Annotated in this window: 22 protein-coding genes; 3 read left to right on the forward strand and 19 right to left on the reverse strand. The window is 62.5% G+C overall.

All coding sequences use genetic code 11. The features are described 5' to 3' along the window. Positions 1-266 precede the first annotated feature (266 nt). The 6 genes from maiA to hmgA all read right to left on the reverse strand — a co-directional run bounded on the left by maiA (position 267) and on the right by hmgA (position 6,633). Entirely contained in the window at positions 267-914 is a 648-nt protein-coding gene (gene maiA, locus FGE21_RS14820) for a maleylacetoacetate isomerase (RefSeq protein ID WP_139664286.1), read from the reverse strand. Then, on the reverse strand, positions 907-1,137 hold the full coding sequence (locus FGE21_RS14825; protein WP_139664151.1) for a DUF2783 domain-containing protein: 231 nt from the start codon (positions 1,135-1,137) through the stop codon (positions 907-909). Before FGE21_RS14825 ends, maiA begins: the two co-directional genes overlap by 8 nt. Beyond that, complete coding sequence (locus tag FGE21_RS14830) at positions 1,134-2,756, reverse strand: FAD-dependent oxidoreductase (RefSeq protein WP_139664153.1); 1,623 nt, start codon at positions 2,754-2,756, stop codon at positions 1,134-1,136. The genes FGE21_RS14825 and FGE21_RS14830 overlap by 4 nt, the downstream gene beginning before the upstream one ends. Before the next feature lie 118 nt (positions 2,757-2,874). Further along, entirely contained in the window at positions 2,875-3,825 is a 951-nt protein-coding gene (locus FGE21_RS14835) for an MBL fold metallo-hydrolase (RefSeq protein WP_139664155.1), read from the reverse strand. Positions 3,826-3,917: 92 nt separating this feature from the next. Beyond that, a complete protein-coding gene (gene fahA, locus FGE21_RS14840) occupies positions 3,918-5,174 on the reverse strand; it encodes a fumarylacetoacetase (protein WP_139664157.1) in 1,257 nt (418 codons plus the stop codon). A gap of 103 nt (positions 5,175-5,277) precedes the next feature. Further along, a complete protein-coding gene (gene hmgA / locus FGE21_RS14845) occupies positions 5,278-6,633 on the reverse strand; it encodes a homogentisate 1,2-dioxygenase (RefSeq protein ID WP_139664159.1) in 1,356 nt (451 codons plus the stop codon). Positions 6,634-6,707: 74 nt separating this feature from the next. Here hmgA and FGE21_RS14850 point away from each other — a divergent pair, with 74 nt between their 5' ends. Beyond that, positions 6,708-7,154, forward strand: coding sequence for a MarR family winged helix-turn-helix transcriptional regulator (locus tag FGE21_RS14850; protein WP_139664160.1), 447 nt, complete (start codon positions 6,708-6,710; stop codon positions 7,152-7,154). A gap of 36 nt (positions 7,155-7,190) precedes the next feature. Continuing rightward, positions 7,191-8,423 carry an adenylate/guanylate cyclase domain-containing protein gene (locus FGE21_RS14855; protein WP_139664162.1) on the forward strand — a complete coding sequence of 411 codons (1,233 nt, stop codon included), beginning with the start codon at positions 7,191-7,193 and terminating at the stop codon, positions 8,421-8,423. A 209-nt stretch (positions 8,424-8,632) separates the two neighbouring features. Here FGE21_RS14855 and FGE21_RS14860 read toward each other — a convergent pair whose 3' ends face one another. From FGE21_RS14860 to FGE21_RS14875, 4 genes are all read right to left on the reverse strand, one after another. Beyond that, positions 8,633-9,442, reverse strand: a complete 810-nt coding sequence (locus FGE21_RS14860; protein WP_139664164.1) for a division plane positioning ATPase MipZ — start codon at positions 9,440-9,442, stop codon at positions 8,633-8,635. A 494-nt stretch (positions 9,443-9,936) separates the two neighbouring features. Next, positions 9,937-10,158, reverse strand: a complete 222-nt coding sequence (gene rpmE / locus FGE21_RS14865; RefSeq protein WP_139664166.1) for a 50S ribosomal protein L31 — start codon at positions 10,156-10,158, stop codon at positions 9,937-9,939. Between the two features lie 11 nt (positions 10,159-10,169). Next, positions 10,170-10,541 carry a 50S ribosomal protein L19 gene (gene rplS / locus FGE21_RS14870; protein WP_139664168.1) on the reverse strand — a complete coding sequence of 124 codons (372 nt, stop codon included), beginning with the start codon at positions 10,539-10,541 and terminating at the stop codon, positions 10,170-10,172. A gap of 325 nt (positions 10,542-10,866) precedes the next feature. Continuing rightward, positions 10,867-12,069, reverse strand: coding sequence for an MFS transporter (locus FGE21_RS14875; RefSeq protein WP_139664170.1), 1,203 nt, complete (start codon positions 12,067-12,069; stop codon positions 10,867-10,869). A gap of 67 nt (positions 12,070-12,136) precedes the next feature. On the opposite strand from FGE21_RS14875, the gene FGE21_RS14880 reads away from it, so the two are divergent. Continuing rightward, on the forward strand, positions 12,137-12,559 hold the full coding sequence (locus tag FGE21_RS14880) for a helix-turn-helix domain-containing protein (protein WP_139664172.1): 423 nt from the start codon (positions 12,137-12,139) through the stop codon (positions 12,557-12,559). Here FGE21_RS14880 and trmD read toward each other — a convergent pair. The 9 genes from trmD to FGE21_RS14920 form a co-directional block, all read right to left on the reverse strand. After that, positions 12,556-13,374: a tRNA (guanosine(37)-N1)-methyltransferase TrmD gene (gene trmD / locus FGE21_RS14885; RefSeq protein ID WP_139664174.1), complete on the reverse strand. Its 819-nt coding sequence runs from the start codon at positions 13,372-13,374 to the stop codon at positions 12,556-12,558. The two genes, FGE21_RS14880 and trmD, sit on opposite strands and share 4 nt — an antisense overlap. Before the next feature lie 95 nt (positions 13,375-13,469). Next, positions 13,470-13,973: a ribosome maturation factor RimM gene (gene rimM, locus FGE21_RS14890; RefSeq protein ID WP_139664176.1), complete on the reverse strand. Its 504-nt coding sequence runs from the start codon at positions 13,971-13,973 to the stop codon at positions 13,470-13,472. A gap of 1 nt (position 13,974) precedes the next feature. Continuing rightward, positions 13,975-14,124, reverse strand: a complete 150-nt coding sequence (locus FGE21_RS20090; protein WP_176695452.1) for a hypothetical protein — start codon at positions 14,122-14,124, stop codon at positions 13,975-13,977. Between the two features lie 6 nt (positions 14,125-14,130). Further along, positions 14,131-14,784 (reverse strand): 5,6-dimethylbenzimidazole synthase, encoded by a 654-nt coding sequence (bluB, locus tag FGE21_RS14895; protein ID WP_255731604.1) that lies wholly within the window; start codon positions 14,782-14,784, stop codon positions 14,131-14,133. 4 nt (positions 14,785-14,788) lie between these two features. Beyond that, the gene (gene rpsP / locus FGE21_RS14900) at positions 14,789-15,157 is read right to left on the reverse strand and encodes a 30S ribosomal protein S16 (RefSeq protein ID WP_139664178.1); all 369 of its coding nucleotides are present in this window, start codon (positions 15,155-15,157) and stop codon (positions 14,789-14,791) included. A 59-nt stretch (positions 15,158-15,216) separates the two neighbouring features. Then, positions 15,217-15,525 carry a chorismate mutase gene (locus FGE21_RS14905; RefSeq protein ID WP_139664288.1) on the reverse strand — a complete coding sequence of 103 codons (309 nt, stop codon included), beginning with the start codon at positions 15,523-15,525 and terminating at the stop codon, positions 15,217-15,219. A gap of 4 nt (positions 15,526-15,529) precedes the next feature. Further along, positions 15,530-16,135, reverse strand: a complete 606-nt coding sequence (locus FGE21_RS14910) for a GNAT family N-acetyltransferase (protein WP_139664180.1) — start codon at positions 16,133-16,135, stop codon at positions 15,530-15,532. Beyond that, the gene (locus tag FGE21_RS14915) at positions 16,132-16,659 is read right to left on the reverse strand and encodes a GNAT family N-acetyltransferase (protein WP_139664182.1); all 528 of its coding nucleotides are present in this window, start codon (positions 16,657-16,659) and stop codon (positions 16,132-16,134) included. Before FGE21_RS14915 ends, FGE21_RS14910 begins: the two co-directional genes overlap by 4 nt. Then, complete coding sequence (locus FGE21_RS14920) at positions 16,656-17,186, reverse strand: GNAT family N-acetyltransferase (protein ID WP_139664184.1); 531 nt, start codon at positions 17,184-17,186, stop codon at positions 16,656-16,658. The genes FGE21_RS14915 and FGE21_RS14920 overlap by 4 nt, the downstream gene beginning before the upstream one ends. Between the last annotated feature and the right edge of the window lie 5 nt (positions 17,187-17,191).

A 17,191-nucleotide genomic window follows, 5' to 3' on the forward strand; every position in this document is an offset into this window, starting at 1 on the left:
CTGGCTAGGAGTCCTGACCCTAATAAGATTTTGAAAATACTTAATAAGAATTTCGGCAGGTATCAAACTGAGTGAAACCCGTCAGCGCTCCCGCCCGCGTCTCCGCCCCCCGTCGGGGACTGTCGAAACGTTTGGGCATGGCGCGGCGCGCGCCCGGAACGGGCGCGCGCCGCGCCGGTCGCTTCGGGCAAAGCCCGAAGCGAAACCCCTCTCAAGCCGGTTCTATCGGGCAGGCTGACTATCCGGCAGGGTCCTTTGCGTGGCTCCTACCGGGCAGGTCCCAAAGGACGATGGCGGTCGGGATGTGCGGCGGCAAAGGCCGGGTGCGCGGAACAGATGTCTTCGACACGCAAAAGACGCGGAAAGGGCGTCAGATCAATACCCCAGCGCCGCGCATTGTAGAGCTGCGGTATCAGGCAGATGTCGGCCAGCCCCGGAGCGGTGCCGGTGCAGTATGTGGTCTCGCTCCACCGGTCGAGGAGACGTGAGAAACTCGCAAGCCCGGGAGCGATAAAGTGCTGCATCCAATCGCGCATATCGGGTTCTGCGTTGCGCTGGCTGGCACCATAGGAGGCGACGGAGAGGTTGCAGACCGGGTGCAGGTCCACCGCGATGCTTTGGGCCAGCGCTTCCTGATAGGCCCGCTCGACCGGATCCTCCGACACGAGACCAAGGGCGCGCGTGACATCCAGATAGGTCAGGATGGCCAGCGACTGGGTGAAGCGCTGACCATCGATCTCCAGCACCGGCACCAACCCCTGCGGATTGCGTTCCAGATGGGCAGGGCTTCGATGATCACCGGCAAGCAGATCGAGGGCGCAGCGGTCATAGGTGATCCCGGCGAGGGCGAGCGCGATCCGCACCCGGTAGCTCGCCGAGGACCGCCAATAGTCGTAGAGCACCGCATCAGTCATGCCCACCATCATGGGGCCGGTCATTGGAACCGGCGCCTTTGGCCTTTGTCAGAGCCTGAATGAATGTCGCCTGATCGCCGATGTGGTTGGCAAGGATCAGGATCAATCGTGCGTTCAGCGCGTCGCTTTGTGCCTTTGTCAGACCGTCATGCGCGGCCAGAAGCTCCGCGTAGACATCGTCTGGCCGGTCGAGGTTCGGGGTCAGGATCAGAGGGGAGGTCACGGTCTATACTCCTGTCCGATGGCGCGGCGCAGAGCTGCCCGGATGGCGCCGTCGTCATATGTTTCCATGCGGGCCGCCACATGCTGATCAGGCCGGATCAGATAGACAGCCGAGCCTGCAGTGCCCAGATAGCGCGCGGCGAGTGCTCCTGTTTCATCCGCGTCTGTCGTCACTGCGAGCCGGGGGATCGTGAGGCCTGCCTCCTCCACCACATCCGGGGCATCGGCGTTGAGGGTCAGCAATGTGAAGCCGTGGCCAAGCTGCGGCAACAGGAAGCCATCGCCCAGAGGAGCATCCGGGCAGGGGGCACCGGGGCGGGTGCCTGCATCCGCACCGGGCAGCCGGTCGCCTGAATTCAAAACGGACCCGTCATAGACCGTGGGCAGGGACAGACGTCCGGAATTGACCAGAGGCCGTGCGAAGGGGTGGTGCTCGGAGAGGTCCAGCACCGCATCGCGAAAGATCCGGGAGATGTCCGATTTCGGGGTGATGAAATCGGTCGAGCGGGAGGAGTTCAGAATATTCTCTTCGGCGGCGGCCACGCGCTCTGCGTCATAGCTGTCGAGCAGGCTGTCCTCGGCAAGCCCCTCCAGCACCAGTTGCAATTTCCAGATCAGATTGTCTGCATCCTGAAAGCCGGAATTCGCGCCCCGCGCCCCGAACGGCGAGACTTGATGAGCGCTGTCACCGGCAAAGATCACCCGATCATGGCGAAACCGGGCCATCCTGCGGCATTGAAAGGTGTAGATCGAGACCCATTCCAGCTCGAACCCTGTGTCCTCGCCGAGCATGGCCTTCAGCCGGGGAATGACGTTCTCCGGCTTTTGTTCTTCGGTCTTGTCGATGTCCCAGCCGAGTTGCAGATCAATGCGCCAGACACCATCCGGTTGCTTGTGCAGCAGCGCCGATTGGCCGGTGTTGAAGGGTGGGTCAAACCAGAACCAGCGCTCGGTCGGAAAATCCGCCTCCATGGTGACATCTGCGATCAGGAAGTTGTCCTCAAAGACGCGACCGATGAAATCCAGCCCCATCATGGCGCGGATCGCGGAGCCTGCCCCGTCACAGGCGATCAGCCAATCTGCCTCCAGCGAATAGGGTCCGTCGGGGGTGTCGATCGTGAGCGCGGTGTGGCTGTCGTGGGGGCGGACAGCCGTCACCCGGTTCCGGCCCCGGATTTCGATCGAGGCCCCGTCGGCCTGGAGGGTGCGAATACGCTGCACCAGATAGTGTTCGATATAGTATTGCTGCAGGTTCACAAAGGCCGGGAACTGATGACCGGCTTCGGCCAGAAGATTGAAGTCATAGACTTTGCGGTCGCCGAAGAAAACTTTGCCCTGATTCCACTGCACCCCCTTGTCGACCATGGCCTGACCGACGCCGAGCCGGTCGGCGATCTCCATCGTGCGCTTGGCAAAGCAGATGGCGCGAGAGCCGAAACTGACCTTGTCGTTGTCGTCCAGAACCACTACCGGCACCCCGCGTTGAGCCAGATCGATCGCCGCCGCGAGGCCGACGGGGCCGGCGCCGACGACAATGACCTTGTGGCGCGGAGGGTGGTCCGCATCTTGATCCCTGTTGCGCGCATAGGGGTACAGGGGGGTCTCAAATATCTTGTTCACGCGGTGTCCTCCCTCGGTCAGTGGACGGCAGGCCCGACCCGGTGGCGGGACCGGACCTTTCTGACCCGTCCCGCCCCGGCGTCATAAATCGCTCTCTTCAATGGAGAGAGGCGGACCCTCAGGATTGCAGAGCCTCCCACATGTCGAGATCGCGTTGCGCCGTCCATATGCGCGGGGTGTCGATGCCGCGGGCCTCGTCATAGGCGCGGGCAACGTTGAAGGGCAGGCAATGCTCGTAGATCGCGTAGTCCTTGAATTTGGGATCACAGACCGCGCGCACGGCATCCCAGGCGTCCTTCAAAGAGCCTCCCCGGGCGGCGACCTGTGCTGCCGGGCGATAGGTGCTGGCGACGAAATCGCGGGTATTTTCAATCGCGGCGTTGACCATGTCCTTGCCCACAAGGGCGTCGCCGCGGCCGGGAGCGATGGCATCCACGTCGTAGGATTTGATGTTGTCGAGCGTTCGCCCCCAGTCGCCGAAATGGCCATCGCCGCAATAGCAGGCGGAGTGGTATTCGACGATATCGCCGGTGAACATGACATTCTGATCGGGCACATGGATGACCGCGTCACCGGCTGTATGCGCACGCCCGAGATGGCGGATGTCGACACGGCGGTTGCCGAGGTACACGGTCATGGAGTCGGAGAATGTGGTAGTGGGCCATGTCAGGCCGGGAATGCTCTCATGTCCTTCGAACAAGCGTGGAAAGCGTTGAAATTCACTGTCCCAGTCTTCCTGGCCCCGCTCTGCGACCATTGCGCGCGCGGTGTCCGACATGATGATCTGGCCCGCTCCGAAGGCCGAAGCACCCAGCACACGAACGGCGTGATAGTGGGTCAGAACGACATGGGAAATCGGCTTGTCGGTCACGGATCGAACGCATTCGATGACCTTGTTTGCCAGGCGCGGTGTTGCCTGTGCCTCCACTATCATCACGCTGTCATCGCCGATGATGACGCCGGAATTGGGATCGCCCTCGGCGGTGAAGGCATAGAGCCCATCGCCGATTTCGGTGAAGGAAATATTTTTCTCGCTCATGTCGCCTTGGGATGCGAATGCCTTGGCCATCGGGTCGTGTCCTTCTCAGACTGGGTCCGCAGGAGAGGCTGGGGAGCCTCCGGCGGAGGTATTTGGGAAAAGATGAAAGGAAAGGGAGGAGGTCATCGCGCGTAGGGGTCTGCCAGAGCTGGTGTGACTTTGCCGGTGCATTCGCCAAAGCCGATGGTGTAGCCATCGCCTCTGGCTGCTCCTGTGAGTGTCAGGGTGTCGCCATCTTCAATGAAGCTGCGTGTGGCGCCCGAAGCCAGTGTGATCGGGTCTTTGCCGCCCCAGCTGAGTTCAAGGAGAGAGCCGCGTTCGTTCTTGTTGGGGCCCGAAATTGTACCCGACCCGAGAAGATCCCCTGCGTTCATCGGGCAGCCCGACGTCGTGTGATGCGCCAATTGCTGCGCGGCGGAGTAGTACATTTCGCGGTAGTTTGTACGCGCCAGGGTTTCCTCCGCGCCGCCGTCCGGGCGAAGCGATACGGAGAGATCAATGTCATAGAGCATCGGGCCGCAGTCTTCGAGGTGGTCAAGCAGTTCGACCTCACGCGCAGGCGTACTGCAACGAAACGGTTCCAATGCGGCTTTTGTGACGATCCAGGGGCTGATTGATGTTGCGGTGGCCTTCGATTGGAACGGGCCGAGGGGCTGGTATTCCCACGCCTGAATGTCCCGCGCGGACCAATCGTTCAGAAGCACATAGCCAAAGATGTGATCATCGGCCTCCTGCACCGTGATCGGACGCTCGGACGGGGTGCCAACGATCGCTCCCATTTCCAGTTCGATGTCAAAACGGGTGCAAGGCGCCCAGCGAGGAGTTTCGTCGTCCGGCCCTCGGACCTGCCCCCATGGCCGGCGCACCTCGGTGCCCGAGACGACGACCGAAGATGCGCGCCCGTTATAGCCGATGGGTATGTGCAGCCAATTAGGCGGCAAGGCGTTTTCTGCACCACGGAACATGGTGCCGACATTGGTGGCATGGTGGCGTCCGGCATAGAAATCCGTGTATTCGGAGACCATAAACGGCATGTGGAGTTCGGCATCTTTTGTGGGCACCAAAAGCGGCTCAACCTTCTTCTGATCCTGTGCCCCGTCCTGCAACAAGGTCGTCAACCGGTCGCGCAAGGCCGCCCAGACAGCGGGACCTTCTTCCATAAATTCGTTCCAGAATGGCATCTCGAAAAACGGCTCAGTGCCCAGCCGGACGACTCCCGCCTCTTCAGCGGCCTGCAGGTCGAGGATCATGTCCCCAATGGCGACGCCGCAGCGTGCCCTCCCACCACCGGTGGAAAAGACACCATATGGCAGGTTGTTGAGCGGAAACGGGTGATGTGCATCATTTGCCGATGTGACCCAGGATTTCTTCAAAGGCATGCGTGATCCTTCTGGAGCGGGGACTGTCCCCCGTCCTTCATCTTTTTGAAAATACCTCGGGGGTGAATGCGGCCCGACGGGCCGCAGAGGGGGCAGAGCCCCATCATTTCCGCCCCGGAGCGCCGTCAAACTTCTTCTCGAGGCTGGTCCAGCAGTCAATGTAGTCGTCCTGCAACGGGGCGTCCCGGGCTGCGAATTCCGTCAGATGCTGCGGGAAACGGGTCTCGAACATGAAGGACATGGTATTTTCCAGCTTTTCAGGCCCGAGATTGGAATTGGACGCGCCCTCAAAGGCATTTTTATCCGGACCGTGCGGCAGCATCATATTATGAAGACTGACACCGCCGGGGATGAACCCCTTCGGTTTGGCATCATACTGGCCGTAGATGTTACCCATCAGTTCCGACATTATGTTCTTGTGATACCAGGGAGGGCGAAACGTGTTCTCTGCCACCATCCAACGATCCCGGAACAGAACGAAGTCTATATTGGCGGTGCCCGGTTGTCCGGATGGTGCAGTCAGCACAGTGAAGATCGACGGGTCGGGATGGTCGAACAGGATGGCGCCGACCGGACAATAGGTACGGAGATCATATTTATAGGGCGCATAGTTTCCGTGCCAGGCGACCACATCGAGCGGGCTTTGCCCAATCCGGGTCTCGTGAAACTGGCCGCACCATTTGACGGTCAGTGTCGAGGGCACCTCCCGGTCCTCATAGGCTGCGACCGGTGCCTTGAAATCGCGCGGGTTGGCCATGCAATTCGCCCCGATGGGCCCGCGTCCCGGCAGGTCAAATTTCTGGCCGTAGTTCTCGCAGACAAAACCGCGTGCGGGCCCCTGCAGTACTTCGACACGGTAGACAAGACCGCGGGGCAGGATCGCTATTTCCTGGGGTTCCACGTCAATGATCCCCAGCTCGGTGGCAAAGCGCAACCGGCCCTCCTGCGGCACCACGAGCATTTCCGAGTCGGCGGAATAGAAATAGGACTCCTGCATGGATTGGGTCACAAGATACACATGTGACGCCATGCCGACCTGAGTGTTCACATCCCCCGCCGTGGTCATCGTCCGCATGCCGGTCAGCCAGGTCAGGCCTTCGTCTGAATGCGGTATCGGGTCCCAGCGATATTGACCCAGAGATGTCACATCCTGCGGAATATGGGGGGCTGTTTTCCAGTAGGGCAGCGCCACGCGTTCGTAGCGATGAGAATGTTTGACGCTGGGCCGGATGCGGTAGCACCAGCTGCGCTCGGGGCGTTCGGCGGTGAAGGCGGTGCCGGAGAGCTGTTCGCCATAAAGACCATAGTTGCATTTCTGCGGACTGTTCATCCCCCGGGGCAGCGCACCGGGCAGCGCTTCTGTTTCGAAGTCATTACCGAACCCGGGCATATAGCCCTCTGTCGTGCCCTGGTTGGAGGGAGCCTGGATCATCTGATCCGGAAGCGCGGCGCTGGTCATGGGGCAGTCTCCTCTTGCATCTTCTCCTCGGTAGTAGTTGTTTTTGTAACTAACAAGGGATGCGAGAGGCAGAGATGGCTGAAGACGACGATTTTGTTGTGCAGGACTTTCTGCCCTTTCTGTTGAACCGTGCGGCAGAGGACTCTTCGCTGGCGTTTCAGAAACAGTACAAGGGGCGCTATGGGATGTTGCGGACGGAATGGCGCGTGCTGTTTCATCTCGGCATATATGAGCGTCTGACGGCGCGCGACATCAGCCTGCGCGCCAAGATACACAAGACCAAGATCAGCCGCGCCGTGGCCAAACTGGCGGAGCGTCGCTGGATCACCCGCAGCCGCGATGTGGCGGACCGACGCTCTGAACATCTGCAGCTGACAGCCGCCGGCCGTGGGGTTTATGACGATTTGCGGCAGCAGGCCAGGATCTATGACGCCCGGCTCACCGAACGATTTGACCGCGCGGAGATTGCGCTGCTGCGCCGCATGCTGCGACAGCTGGCCAACATGGAGGACTCGGGCTAAACCCGGGCACATCAAAACTGATCCGAGCAGGATGCCATGACACAGACCTCTCCTTCTGACCTGTTGAATGTCTGGCTCATCGGTCAGGGTCTGAAAGCGCGGGGTCGCGAGGATATGCTGCGTGCCTTCTGCGAGCAGCTGGTGAATTACGGTGTCCCCTTGGTGCGGATGCAACTGGCGCAGCGGGCGCTGCATCCGGAATTCGGAGGCATCGGGTTCACGTGGACGCGGGCCGAGGGTATGCATTTTGAATATTTCAGGCGCCCCGATCAGGCGCAGGAAGATTGGTACGCCAGCCCGTTCTACGCCCTGATCAAAAGCGGCGAGGCGGAGATGCAGGCGGATCTGACGGGGCCGGAGGTGCATCGTTTCCCGATCTTTGCTGACTTGCGCGCGAAGGGGGCGACCTCGTATTTCGTCCATTGGCAGCCGATCGGAGAAGTGACCCGTCGCGATTATGACCCGGAACGGCTCAACACCGAAGGGGTTCTGGCGTCCTGGACCTTTGATGGTGACCCTGCCGAAGCAGAGCGCCATCGGGACGTGATCCGCGGCTGTTTTGAAACCCTGGTGGTGGTCCTGTCCACGGCGAGCAATCGGGAAATGGGACGCTCGTTGCTGAAGGTATATCTGGGCCGGGACGCGGGCGAGCGGGTCTTGTCCGGTGAAATCAGGCGCGGGTCGTCAGAGCTCATCGATGCGGTGATCTGTCTGTTCGATCTGCGGGGCTTTACGACGCTGTCGGAGCAGCTGCCGGGAGAGGCGCTGGTCGATCTGTTGAACGATTACTTCGGGCATGTGGTGGAGGTCATTCAGGCCCACGGCGGCAATATCCTCAAGTTCCTGGGGGATGGGGTGATGGCGATGTTCAACGTCGGGACGCTGGAAGAGGATGCCCGGGCCGCGTTGCGCGCGGTGTCTGAACTGGCACCCCGGATGGAGGCGGTGAATGCGGCGCGGGCGACGGCCGGCCTGCCTCTGGCGCAATATTCGGTGGCGCTGCACGCGGGAGAAATCCTCTATGGCAATATCGGGGCCCCGAACCGGCTTGATTTCACCGTCATCGGGCCTGCGGTCAACCTGACGGCGAGGATTGCCGATATGCATCGGACGGTGGAGCGGCCGATCATCCTGTCGGAGGATGTCCGCAGAGCGGTGGGGGGCGATGCTGAAAATCTGGTGTCGGTCGGGCGATACATGCTGCGCGGGGTGGCGGCGCCTATCGAGCTCTTCACGCTCTACATCCCGGAGGAGGCTCCTGCCTCCTGATGGCCTGCGGCGGTTCCGTGGTGGCAGGGATGACACATCCGCATGGGCGGTGCGCGGGGGGCTGCTGCTCAGAGGTGTTTCCGTCCGTTCCGGACCGACCCGCGCGCGCCGGGCCAAAGGCCCGGCGCGCGCTCCCCGCCGACCCCGAGGGGGCCCACCTTTGGTGGGAGCAAAAGGGGGCGGAAGGCCTTCGCCGAGGCTTTCACATGTCAGATGTCGATGGTTACCTCGGGCAGATCCAGCGCCTTCATCATGTCCCGCAATTCCTGGCGGGCTGCGATATTTGAGATGTTGAGCTGCTTGACGCCGACGTCCTTCAGGTCAAGGAGCGTCAGCCCGCGCGGAAACAATTCGCGAAAGACCACCCGTTCGGAAAAGCCGGGAGCGACACGAAACCCGATGCGCTTTGACAGCATCTTGATGGCGCGTTCCATCTTTTCCTTGTTGACCATCCGCTGTGTCCCGACCCGGTTGCGGATCACGATCCAGTCGATCGGTGGCAACCCTGCCTGCGCGCGCAATTGCCGCGCGTTCCAGACCATCTCTGAATAGACCGAAGGGCCTTTGATCTTTTCCCCCTTGTCGTCCGTATGGGCAAGGAGGTCAAAATCCACAAAGCTGTCGTTCAGAGGGGTGATCAGCGTATCCGCCAGCGAATGGGCCACCTGGCTCAACCGGGTGTGGGAGCCGGGGCAGTCGATCAGGATGAAGTCGTAGGCCGGCTCCAATTCAGAGATCGCAGCCGACAGGCGCAGGTCATAGATGTTCTCTCCTGGCTGCAGCGTATCCGGGTCTATCTCGGGCAGCTCGTGTAGGGACACCATGGGAAGGGTCACGTTGGAGGCCGCGATGAAGGCCAGTCGGTTCTCCAGATACCGCCCGAGCGAGCGTTGACGCAGGTCGAGGTCAAGTCCCGCCACTTTGTAGCCCATCCGGGCCAGAGTTGTGGCCACATGCATGGAGACGGTTGATTTTCCGGCACCGCCCTTTTCGTTGCCGACGACAATGATATGCGCCATCTACAATGATCCCTTTGAAGCTGCACCTGTTTGCCAAGGCGCTCTTGTCTTTGCCGGGACTATAGAGACCACGCGAATCAATGGAAAGCGCATAAGGCCCTGTATTAGAGCCTGATTCTCATCAAAGGCTTTGGCTGCGTGAATTCACGTCAGCGCAGTCGCGCCGCTGCGCCAAATTCCGCATGTGTTGCCGCATCCAGGGGGCGGTCCTCCTGCAGCAGGTCAAATGGAACAGGTCAAATGGAACAGGCCAGGTGGATCAGACCAGGTGGATCAGGCCAGGTGGATCAGGGGAAGCGCTTCGGGCCGGACAGAGTCGGGGAGGGGCGCTGTCAGGTCGAGTTGCGTTGGGCCGAGTTGCGTCAGGTCAGGTGACGTCTGGCGCGCTGCAGGTGGTGAATCGGGGTGGCGGGGAGCGGGGGGCAACGGGTGCTGCAACGAAAAACGCCGCCCTGAGGGCGGCGTTTCGTATCGTTTCGATCGGACGGGCCGGTTCAGAAACCGAGGCCTTCGTATTTCTTTTTGAACTTGGAAACACGGCCACCGGCATCCAGCAGGCGGGAGGTGCCGCCGGTCCATGCAGGGTGGACCGAAGGATCAATGTCCAGCGCCAGCTGGTCGCCTTCTTTGCCCCAGGTGGAGCGCATCTGAAGGACGGTGCCGTCGGTCATTTTGACGTTGATGAAGTGGTAGTCGGGATGGGTGTCTTTTTTCATGATACCACTCCTCAGGCTTTGGCTTTGTAGTGCGCGTCTTCGGCAATACGTGCGGATTTGCCACGGCGCGAACGGAGGTAGTAGAGCTTGGCGCGGCGGACACGGCCACGGCGCACAACCTCGATGGATTCGATGTTGGTCGAGAACAGCGGGAACACACGTTCCACGCCTTCACCGAAAGAAATCTTGCGGACCGTGAAGGAGCCGGCGATGCCGGAACCATTCTTGCGGCTGATGCAGACGCCTTCGTAGGCCTGCACACGGGTCCGGGTGCCTTCGGTCACTTTGTAGCCGACGCGGATGGTGTCACCGGCTTTGAAGTCGGGGATGGTTTTCCCCAGGGCGGCGACTTGCTCCGCCTCCAGTTGTGCGATCAGATCCATCTGATCTTCTCCTTTGCTGCTCGTGGTTTTGTCCACGAAGTTCGTATGATCCTCAGCGCTCGTGGTCTTCATCGGGTCCGCGCGGGGTTCAGGGAACCACATGCGCCCGCCAGAGTTGAGGTCTCGTTGCTTGTCGGCGCCGTCGGTAGTGCAGGACTGCTGAAGAAAGCAGGCTTGGGCAATACAAAACGGGTCCGGGCGACTCAAACAGAGCCTCGGACGCGCGGTGAATAGTCCAGATAGGCCCTGTTTGCAAGTCTCTTCCGCAGGCCCCGGTGCCACCAGGCAGAGCCGGTGCCACCAGACAGAGACAGGGGAAGGCGGCTCAGGCCCGGAGCCGGAAAGGGAGCGACCGCAAGCGTATAACAAGGGCGGCCCCCGCGCAAACCCCGAGCGGCAGTACAATGGCAAGGAACAGTCCGGAATAGCCGAGGACCCGCAGGATTGGCAGGCTCAGCAAGGGCGAGGCGATCTGCCCGAGAAAGACCGATGTGGTCATGACCCCGGCGGCCCGTCCGCGTCGTGAGGGGGGCGCGGAATTCAACGCGATCTCATTGAAGTTGGGGGATACGATCGCAAAGCCGAGCCCGACCAGACCCGCACCGGCATAGATGGCGCGCAATTCGGTGGCCTGCGACAGGGTCAACATGCCCCCGCCCATCAGGCTGAACCCCAGCGCGAAGAGGCCGGAGTGCCCCAGTCGCGGTTTCCACCTGGCATAGCGCGTGGCCACCAGTGCCCCTGCGAGGGTCAACGTGCCGAGAACGCTCCCGATTATGGCGGTATTGGTCACGCCGAGGCCCGATATGAAGTAGGGCAATTGCGTGGGCATGGTGAAGAAACACAGCGTCGTCAGCATCTGCAGCGCCGCCATCGCCCAGAGACCGCGCCCAAGGGCCCGGTCGCCTGCATCCTGCGTGGTTGGGCGCGGGCGGGGGAGGTCAGAGCGCGCGCGGACGGGCAAGGCGCGCCAGAGAAACGGCAGCATCACGAGGGCGAGACCATGGATCGCAAAGGCGGAGTTGGGCGATATCACCGCCAAAGCGCCGGCCAGGGTGATCGACACGAACCCACCGATATTGCGGGCCGAGATCTGCAGGCCCAACACGACGGTGCGGGCGGCGCCCTCAAAGTAATCCGCGATCAGGACCGTCTGCGCGGTCATGATCAGGGCCACCGCAGCCCCCAACGCAAACCTGCTCAGCAACAGGGCGGGCAGACTGTGCAACAGCACGCCGCTGCATCCCGCGATCGCGAACAGCCCGACGCCGAGCAGCAGGAGCCTTCGGGGCGCGCTCCGGTCGGCCAGCAGGCCCGCCCAGCCTGCGAGCAGGACCACGGCAACCGACGGGGCGGGGATCAGCATCCGGGTCAGCAGCGCCGCCTGCGGGTGGTGGGCAAAACGGGCTTCCAATCCCGGCAGGGCCGGGCTGATGGCGGCATTTGCCATGGTCGTCAGGGTTGCCGCCAGCAAGAGCGCCACCGCGCGACGGTCGCGCAGCACAGAGCGGGAGGGATGGACGGACATGAGGATCTCCTTGCCATGAACGGATCTGGCAGGCAGGCTACGAATTCAAGTCAGCTTGAGGTCAAGGATGAAGTTGCTGGATATCGCGACGGTCGCAGAGCGCAGCGGTCTGAAGCCGTCAACACTCAGGTACTACGAGGAAAAAGGTCTGATCCATGCTCTGTCTCGGCACGGTCTCAGGCGGCAGTACGGGCCTGAGGTGCTGCAGCAATTGGCGCTTGTGGCGATGGGCAAGATGGCCGGATTCGCACTTGATGAGATCGCGGCGATGTTCGGCCCTTCGGGGCGGCCGGAGGTGCCGCGTGCAGATCTGCAGGCGCGGTCGGATGCGATGCTGAAGCAGGCCCGCCAATTGGAGGTCCTGGCGCAGATGCTGCGGCACGTGGCGGATTGCCCGGAGCCAAACCATCTGGAATGCGGCAAATTCCAGAAGCTGCTGCGGCTCGCCACCAAGGCACAGAAGCGGGCGGGGCGAACCGCGCGCGGCTAGTCGTCCCGGGACTGACGCTGTTGATAGGCCTGCCAGAGGTCGGGGCGGCGCGCCTTGGTGATCTCCTCGCTCATCTGGCGGCGCCAGTCGGCGATCTTGCCGTGATGGCCCGACATCAGCACCTCGGGGATCTGGCGTCCCTGCCATTCTGCGGGGCGGGTATATTGCGGATGTTCCAGCAGACCGGAGGAAAAGCTCTCCTCCTCGGTGGAGGCCTGATTGCCAAGCACGCCGGGGATCAGGCGCACGGTGGCGTCGATCAGGGCCTGCGCGGCCAGCTCGCCGCCGGTCATCACGAAATCGCCGAGGCTGACCTCCATGATGCCGTAGTGTTCCAGCACCCGCTCGTCGACCCCTTCGAAACGGCCACACAGCAGGGTCATCCCGTCGCAACGGGCGAAGGTCTGCATCATGGCCTGATCCATCCGACGTCCGCGCGGCGACAGGTAGATCAGCGGCCAGTTGCCGCGGGTGCCGGTCCTGGCATGCTCGATCGCGTCTCCCAGCACATCGGCGCGCAGCACCATGCCGGCACCGCCCCCTGCGGGCGTGTCATCGACATTGCGGTGTTTGCCGATGCCGAACTGGCGCAGATCTATGGTTTCCAGCTGCCACAGCCCCTGCTGCAGGGCCTTGCCGGTCAGGCTCTCGCCCAATACGCCGGGAAAGGCGCCGGGAAAGAGGGTCAGGATCTTGGCCTTCCACACCCCGGCGAGGTCCGGCGTGTCGCGGATCAGGGCACGCGGCTTCAGGGTGGCGCCAATCGAGAGGCGCCCGTGAGACTTCAGGGCTGGTTTGCGCGGAATATCGGTCATGGCGATGTGATTGCCGCCCTTGTGGCGGCTTTGCAATAGTAATCTGCCCGGTCCTGTGATGCACCGCGTGGATGGCGCAGAGCTGCCGCAGAAACCTAGAACAGCCCCTCGGGCGGGTCTGCCACGATACGGCGCGCGCCAAGGTCAACAGTCGGCACGGCCGCCAGCGTAAAGGGCAGCAGCACGGTGCCCTTCAGCCCCGGCCCCTGCAGTTCCAGCAGATCAGCAGCCCCGTGATTCTGGACGGATTTGACCTGTCCCAACAGGGTGCCGCCGGTGTCATAGACCTCCAGCCCGATCAGATCGGCGTGGTAATATTCGTCATCCGGCAACGACGGCAGGCGGTCGCGCGGGGCATAGAGCTGCACGCCCTTCAGCGCATCGGCCTCTTCCTTCGTTTCCACTCCGGCCAGACGTGCGGCAAAGCCATTTTTCACCGCGCGGGTCAGGGCGAGCGCGTAGCGGGTCTTGCCGTCCTCGCTCAGAAGCGGCGAATAGTCTTCGATATCTTCGGGGGTGGCGCAAAAGCTCTTGAGCCGTATTTCGCCCCTCACACCGTAGGATCCGGCAATCGCGCCGACGCAGATGAGTTCGTCCATGTCACATCCGGCAGATCATGCCGGTCCCCGTTTCTAGTCTGCCCCAGTCGCCGCCCGCGACAGCGCAGCGGTCGCGCGCGCCACTGCGTTCATATAGCACCCCCGCGCCAAAGGCGATCAGGGTGAAGATCAGCATGCGGATCAACCCCATAGCCGATCAACGCGTCTCGACCGGCAGCGCGGCAAAGCGCTGTTCCCAGCCTTCCTGTTCCAGCTCCGGCGTGTCGGACAGACGTTCCGGATGGCCGATACAGACATATCCAACAAGGCTCCAGCCCTGTGGCACGTCCAGATCGCGCGACATCTGTTCGGGGTCCAGGATCGACACCCAGCCAAGCCCGAGCCCCTCGGCCCTGAGGCTGAGCCAGAACAGGGTGATCGCAGTCACCACCGAGTAGCGGCGCATCTCGGGCATGGTCTGGGCCCCAAGCCCGTGGCCCTTTTCAGTCTCGTCATCGCAGTAAAATGCGATCTGCACCGGGGCATCGCGCATGCCGGACAGCTTGAGCCGGGCATAGGTCGCCGCGCGGTTCTCGCTGTAATCCGCAAGCGCGGCCGCGTTGGCGGTTTCAAAATTCTCCAGAGCCGCCGCACGGGCGGTCTCGCTCTCGACGCGGATAATGCGCCAGGGTTCGCTCAGCCCCACCGAAGGGGCCAGCGAAACGGCAGCGAGGCAGCGCGTCAGCACTGCCTCGTCCACCGGATCGGTGCGAAATCGCCGGACGTCCCGACGAAGCCGCATCAACAGGTCAAGCTCGGCGCGGAACGCTTCGGGGAAACACCCTTTCTGATCCACGCCGGGCCGTGTCACGGGATTATTCCGCGTCTGCTGTGGCGTCTGCAGCCTCAGCCGCCTTGGCGGCTTTCTCGTCAGCGCGGTCCTGGGCTTTCTTGCCCGGGGTGCCCTTCTTGGGGTTGCTGCGGGCCGGCTTTTCACGGACGCCTGCGGCTTCCAGCATACGGGCAACGCGCTCGGTCGGCTGTGCGCCCTGGTCGAGCCATGCCTGCACGCGCTCCATGTCCATTTTCACGCGCTCTTCGCTGTCTTTCGGCAGCAGCGGGTTGTAGGTGCCCAGCTTCTCGATGAAGCGGCCGTCGCGCGGCATGCGGCTGTCAGCGGCCACGATGCGGTAGAAGGGGCGTTTCTTGGAGCCGCCGCGGGCCAAACGGATTTTCATTGCCATGGTGTCATTCTCCTTTGATGGCGTTGAACGGGATGTCCTGATGTCAGGTCACATCCCGCCTATTCTTGGTGTTTCCTGTGATGGCGGATGACCTCATCGATGATGAAGTTCAAAAACGCCTTGGCGAATTCGGGGTCGAGGTCGGCCTCTTTCGCCAGGTCTTCGAGTCGTTCGATCTGTGCGGCTTCGCGCGTGGGATCGGACGGAGGAAGGTCGTGTTGCGCCTTGAGCATGCCCACTGCCTGGGTGTGCTTGAAGCGCTCTCCCAGGGTGTAGACGAGGATCGCATCAAGGCGGTCGATGCTGTCGCGGTGGCCTTTCAGCACCTCGGCGGCGCGGGCCACAGGGTCGGTCGCAGGGTCGGTCATGGTGTCAGTCAATGGCCCATCCTTTTGGTTTGAACAGCGGGTCGGCGTAATGGCTGATTTCCATTTCGATCCCATGTGCAAGCTGGCTGTCCCTGAGTTGCGCGGGCGTGGGGTGGCGATAGACCGCGTCATTGCCGTCGATGGTCTGCGCGTCATGGTCCTTTTTGGCGCCAAGGCGTTCTGCCAGACGGATCGAATCGAGGTTCTTCGGGTCGATGTAGCTGACCGCACCGTCCCAGCCCGCTTGCGTGTAGAGGTAATTCCGGGCGGCATGGGTGGCTTCCAGCGCATAGCCTTTGCCCGCCTTCTCCGGCCAGATGATCCAGGCGATTTCGCGCTCTGGCCAGCCCGCGGGCTGCCAGCCTCCGGCCATGCCGAGGGTTTCGCCTGTGGCCTTGTCGTGGATCATCCACATGCCAAAGCCACGGATCTGCCAGTGGCCGACCTCTGCCGCATAGAGCATCCAGGCCTCATACGGGTTCAGTGGCCCGCCCATGAACCGCGCGCGATACGAGGTGAAGGTCGCCTTGAAGTTCGGGTAATCCTTTGCCTCGGGCCCACGCAGGACCAGACGCCCGGTTTCGATGACCGGGATGGCAGAAGCGGTCATGCCAGATCCTCTTGTTTCGGGTGACGCCAGATTTCGCAGGGCGTTCCGCGCAGGGTTCCGGTGGTCTCAAGCGTCGCGCCAAGCCGCTGGGCAAGCGCGCGCGAGCGATGGTTGTCCGGACGCACGTAGCTGATGACACCGTCGTGACCCTGATGCAGCGCCGCATACCGGCGGGCCGCGGTGGCGGCTTCCAATGCGATGCCGCGGCCTTCGGCGGCGTCAAACACGGTCCAGCCCAGTTCGGGCTCCTGCCACCCCGGGGCAAAGATCACGCCGGCCCAGCCGACAAAGGCGCGCGTCGCCTTTTCGGTGATGTGCCAGAGGCCATGGTCGTTCAGCACCCAATGCCCCAGGCGCGCAACCAGCGCCTGCCATGCCCCGTCGAGGTCGCGGGGGCCGCCGACAAAATGGCTGCGCTCGGTCTCGAAGAAAGCGGCCATATGGGACAGGTCGCTGCCATGAGGGGCCCGCAGGATCAGCCGTTCGGTTTCGATCACCGGAATGGGGAGGGTCATCGCGGTCATGCGTAGGCCTCCAGACCGGGGCCTGCCGTGTCGGGGAGATGGCGATAGACCAGATCAACCGGGTCGTAGCTGCGGGCATTGGGGTCCAGCACCGCCCCCAGCCGCTCGGCCAGCGCAATGGAGCGGGCGTTCTTTTCGTCAATGTAGCTGACCAGCGTCGGCACATCTAGGATCTCGAAGGCATAGTCGCGCATGGCGGAGGCCGCCTCCAGCGCATAGCCCTTGCCCTCGAAGCCCTCAAACAGGATCCAGCCCAGCTCCAGCTCGGGGAAATGCGGCGGTTTGCTGACGCAGACCTGACCGGCCAGTTCGCCCTCGGCGGTTTCGATTGCCAGGCCGCCCCAGCCGAAAATCTCCCATGCGCCGACTTCGGCCAGCATGCCCGACCACAGCTGCGACCGGGACTCGGGCGCCTCCATATAGCGCGACCGGTCGCTCTGGAAAAAGGTCCAGAACGCATCGAGATCCCCGGCCTCATGCGGGCGCAGGATCAGACGATCGGTTTCTATGGTGGGGGCGGAGGACATCGGGG

This window comes from Phaeobacter sp. B1627, assembly GCF_006265095.1.
Lineage (GTDB): Bacteria > Pseudomonadota > Alphaproteobacteria > Rhodobacterales > Rhodobacteraceae > Epibacterium.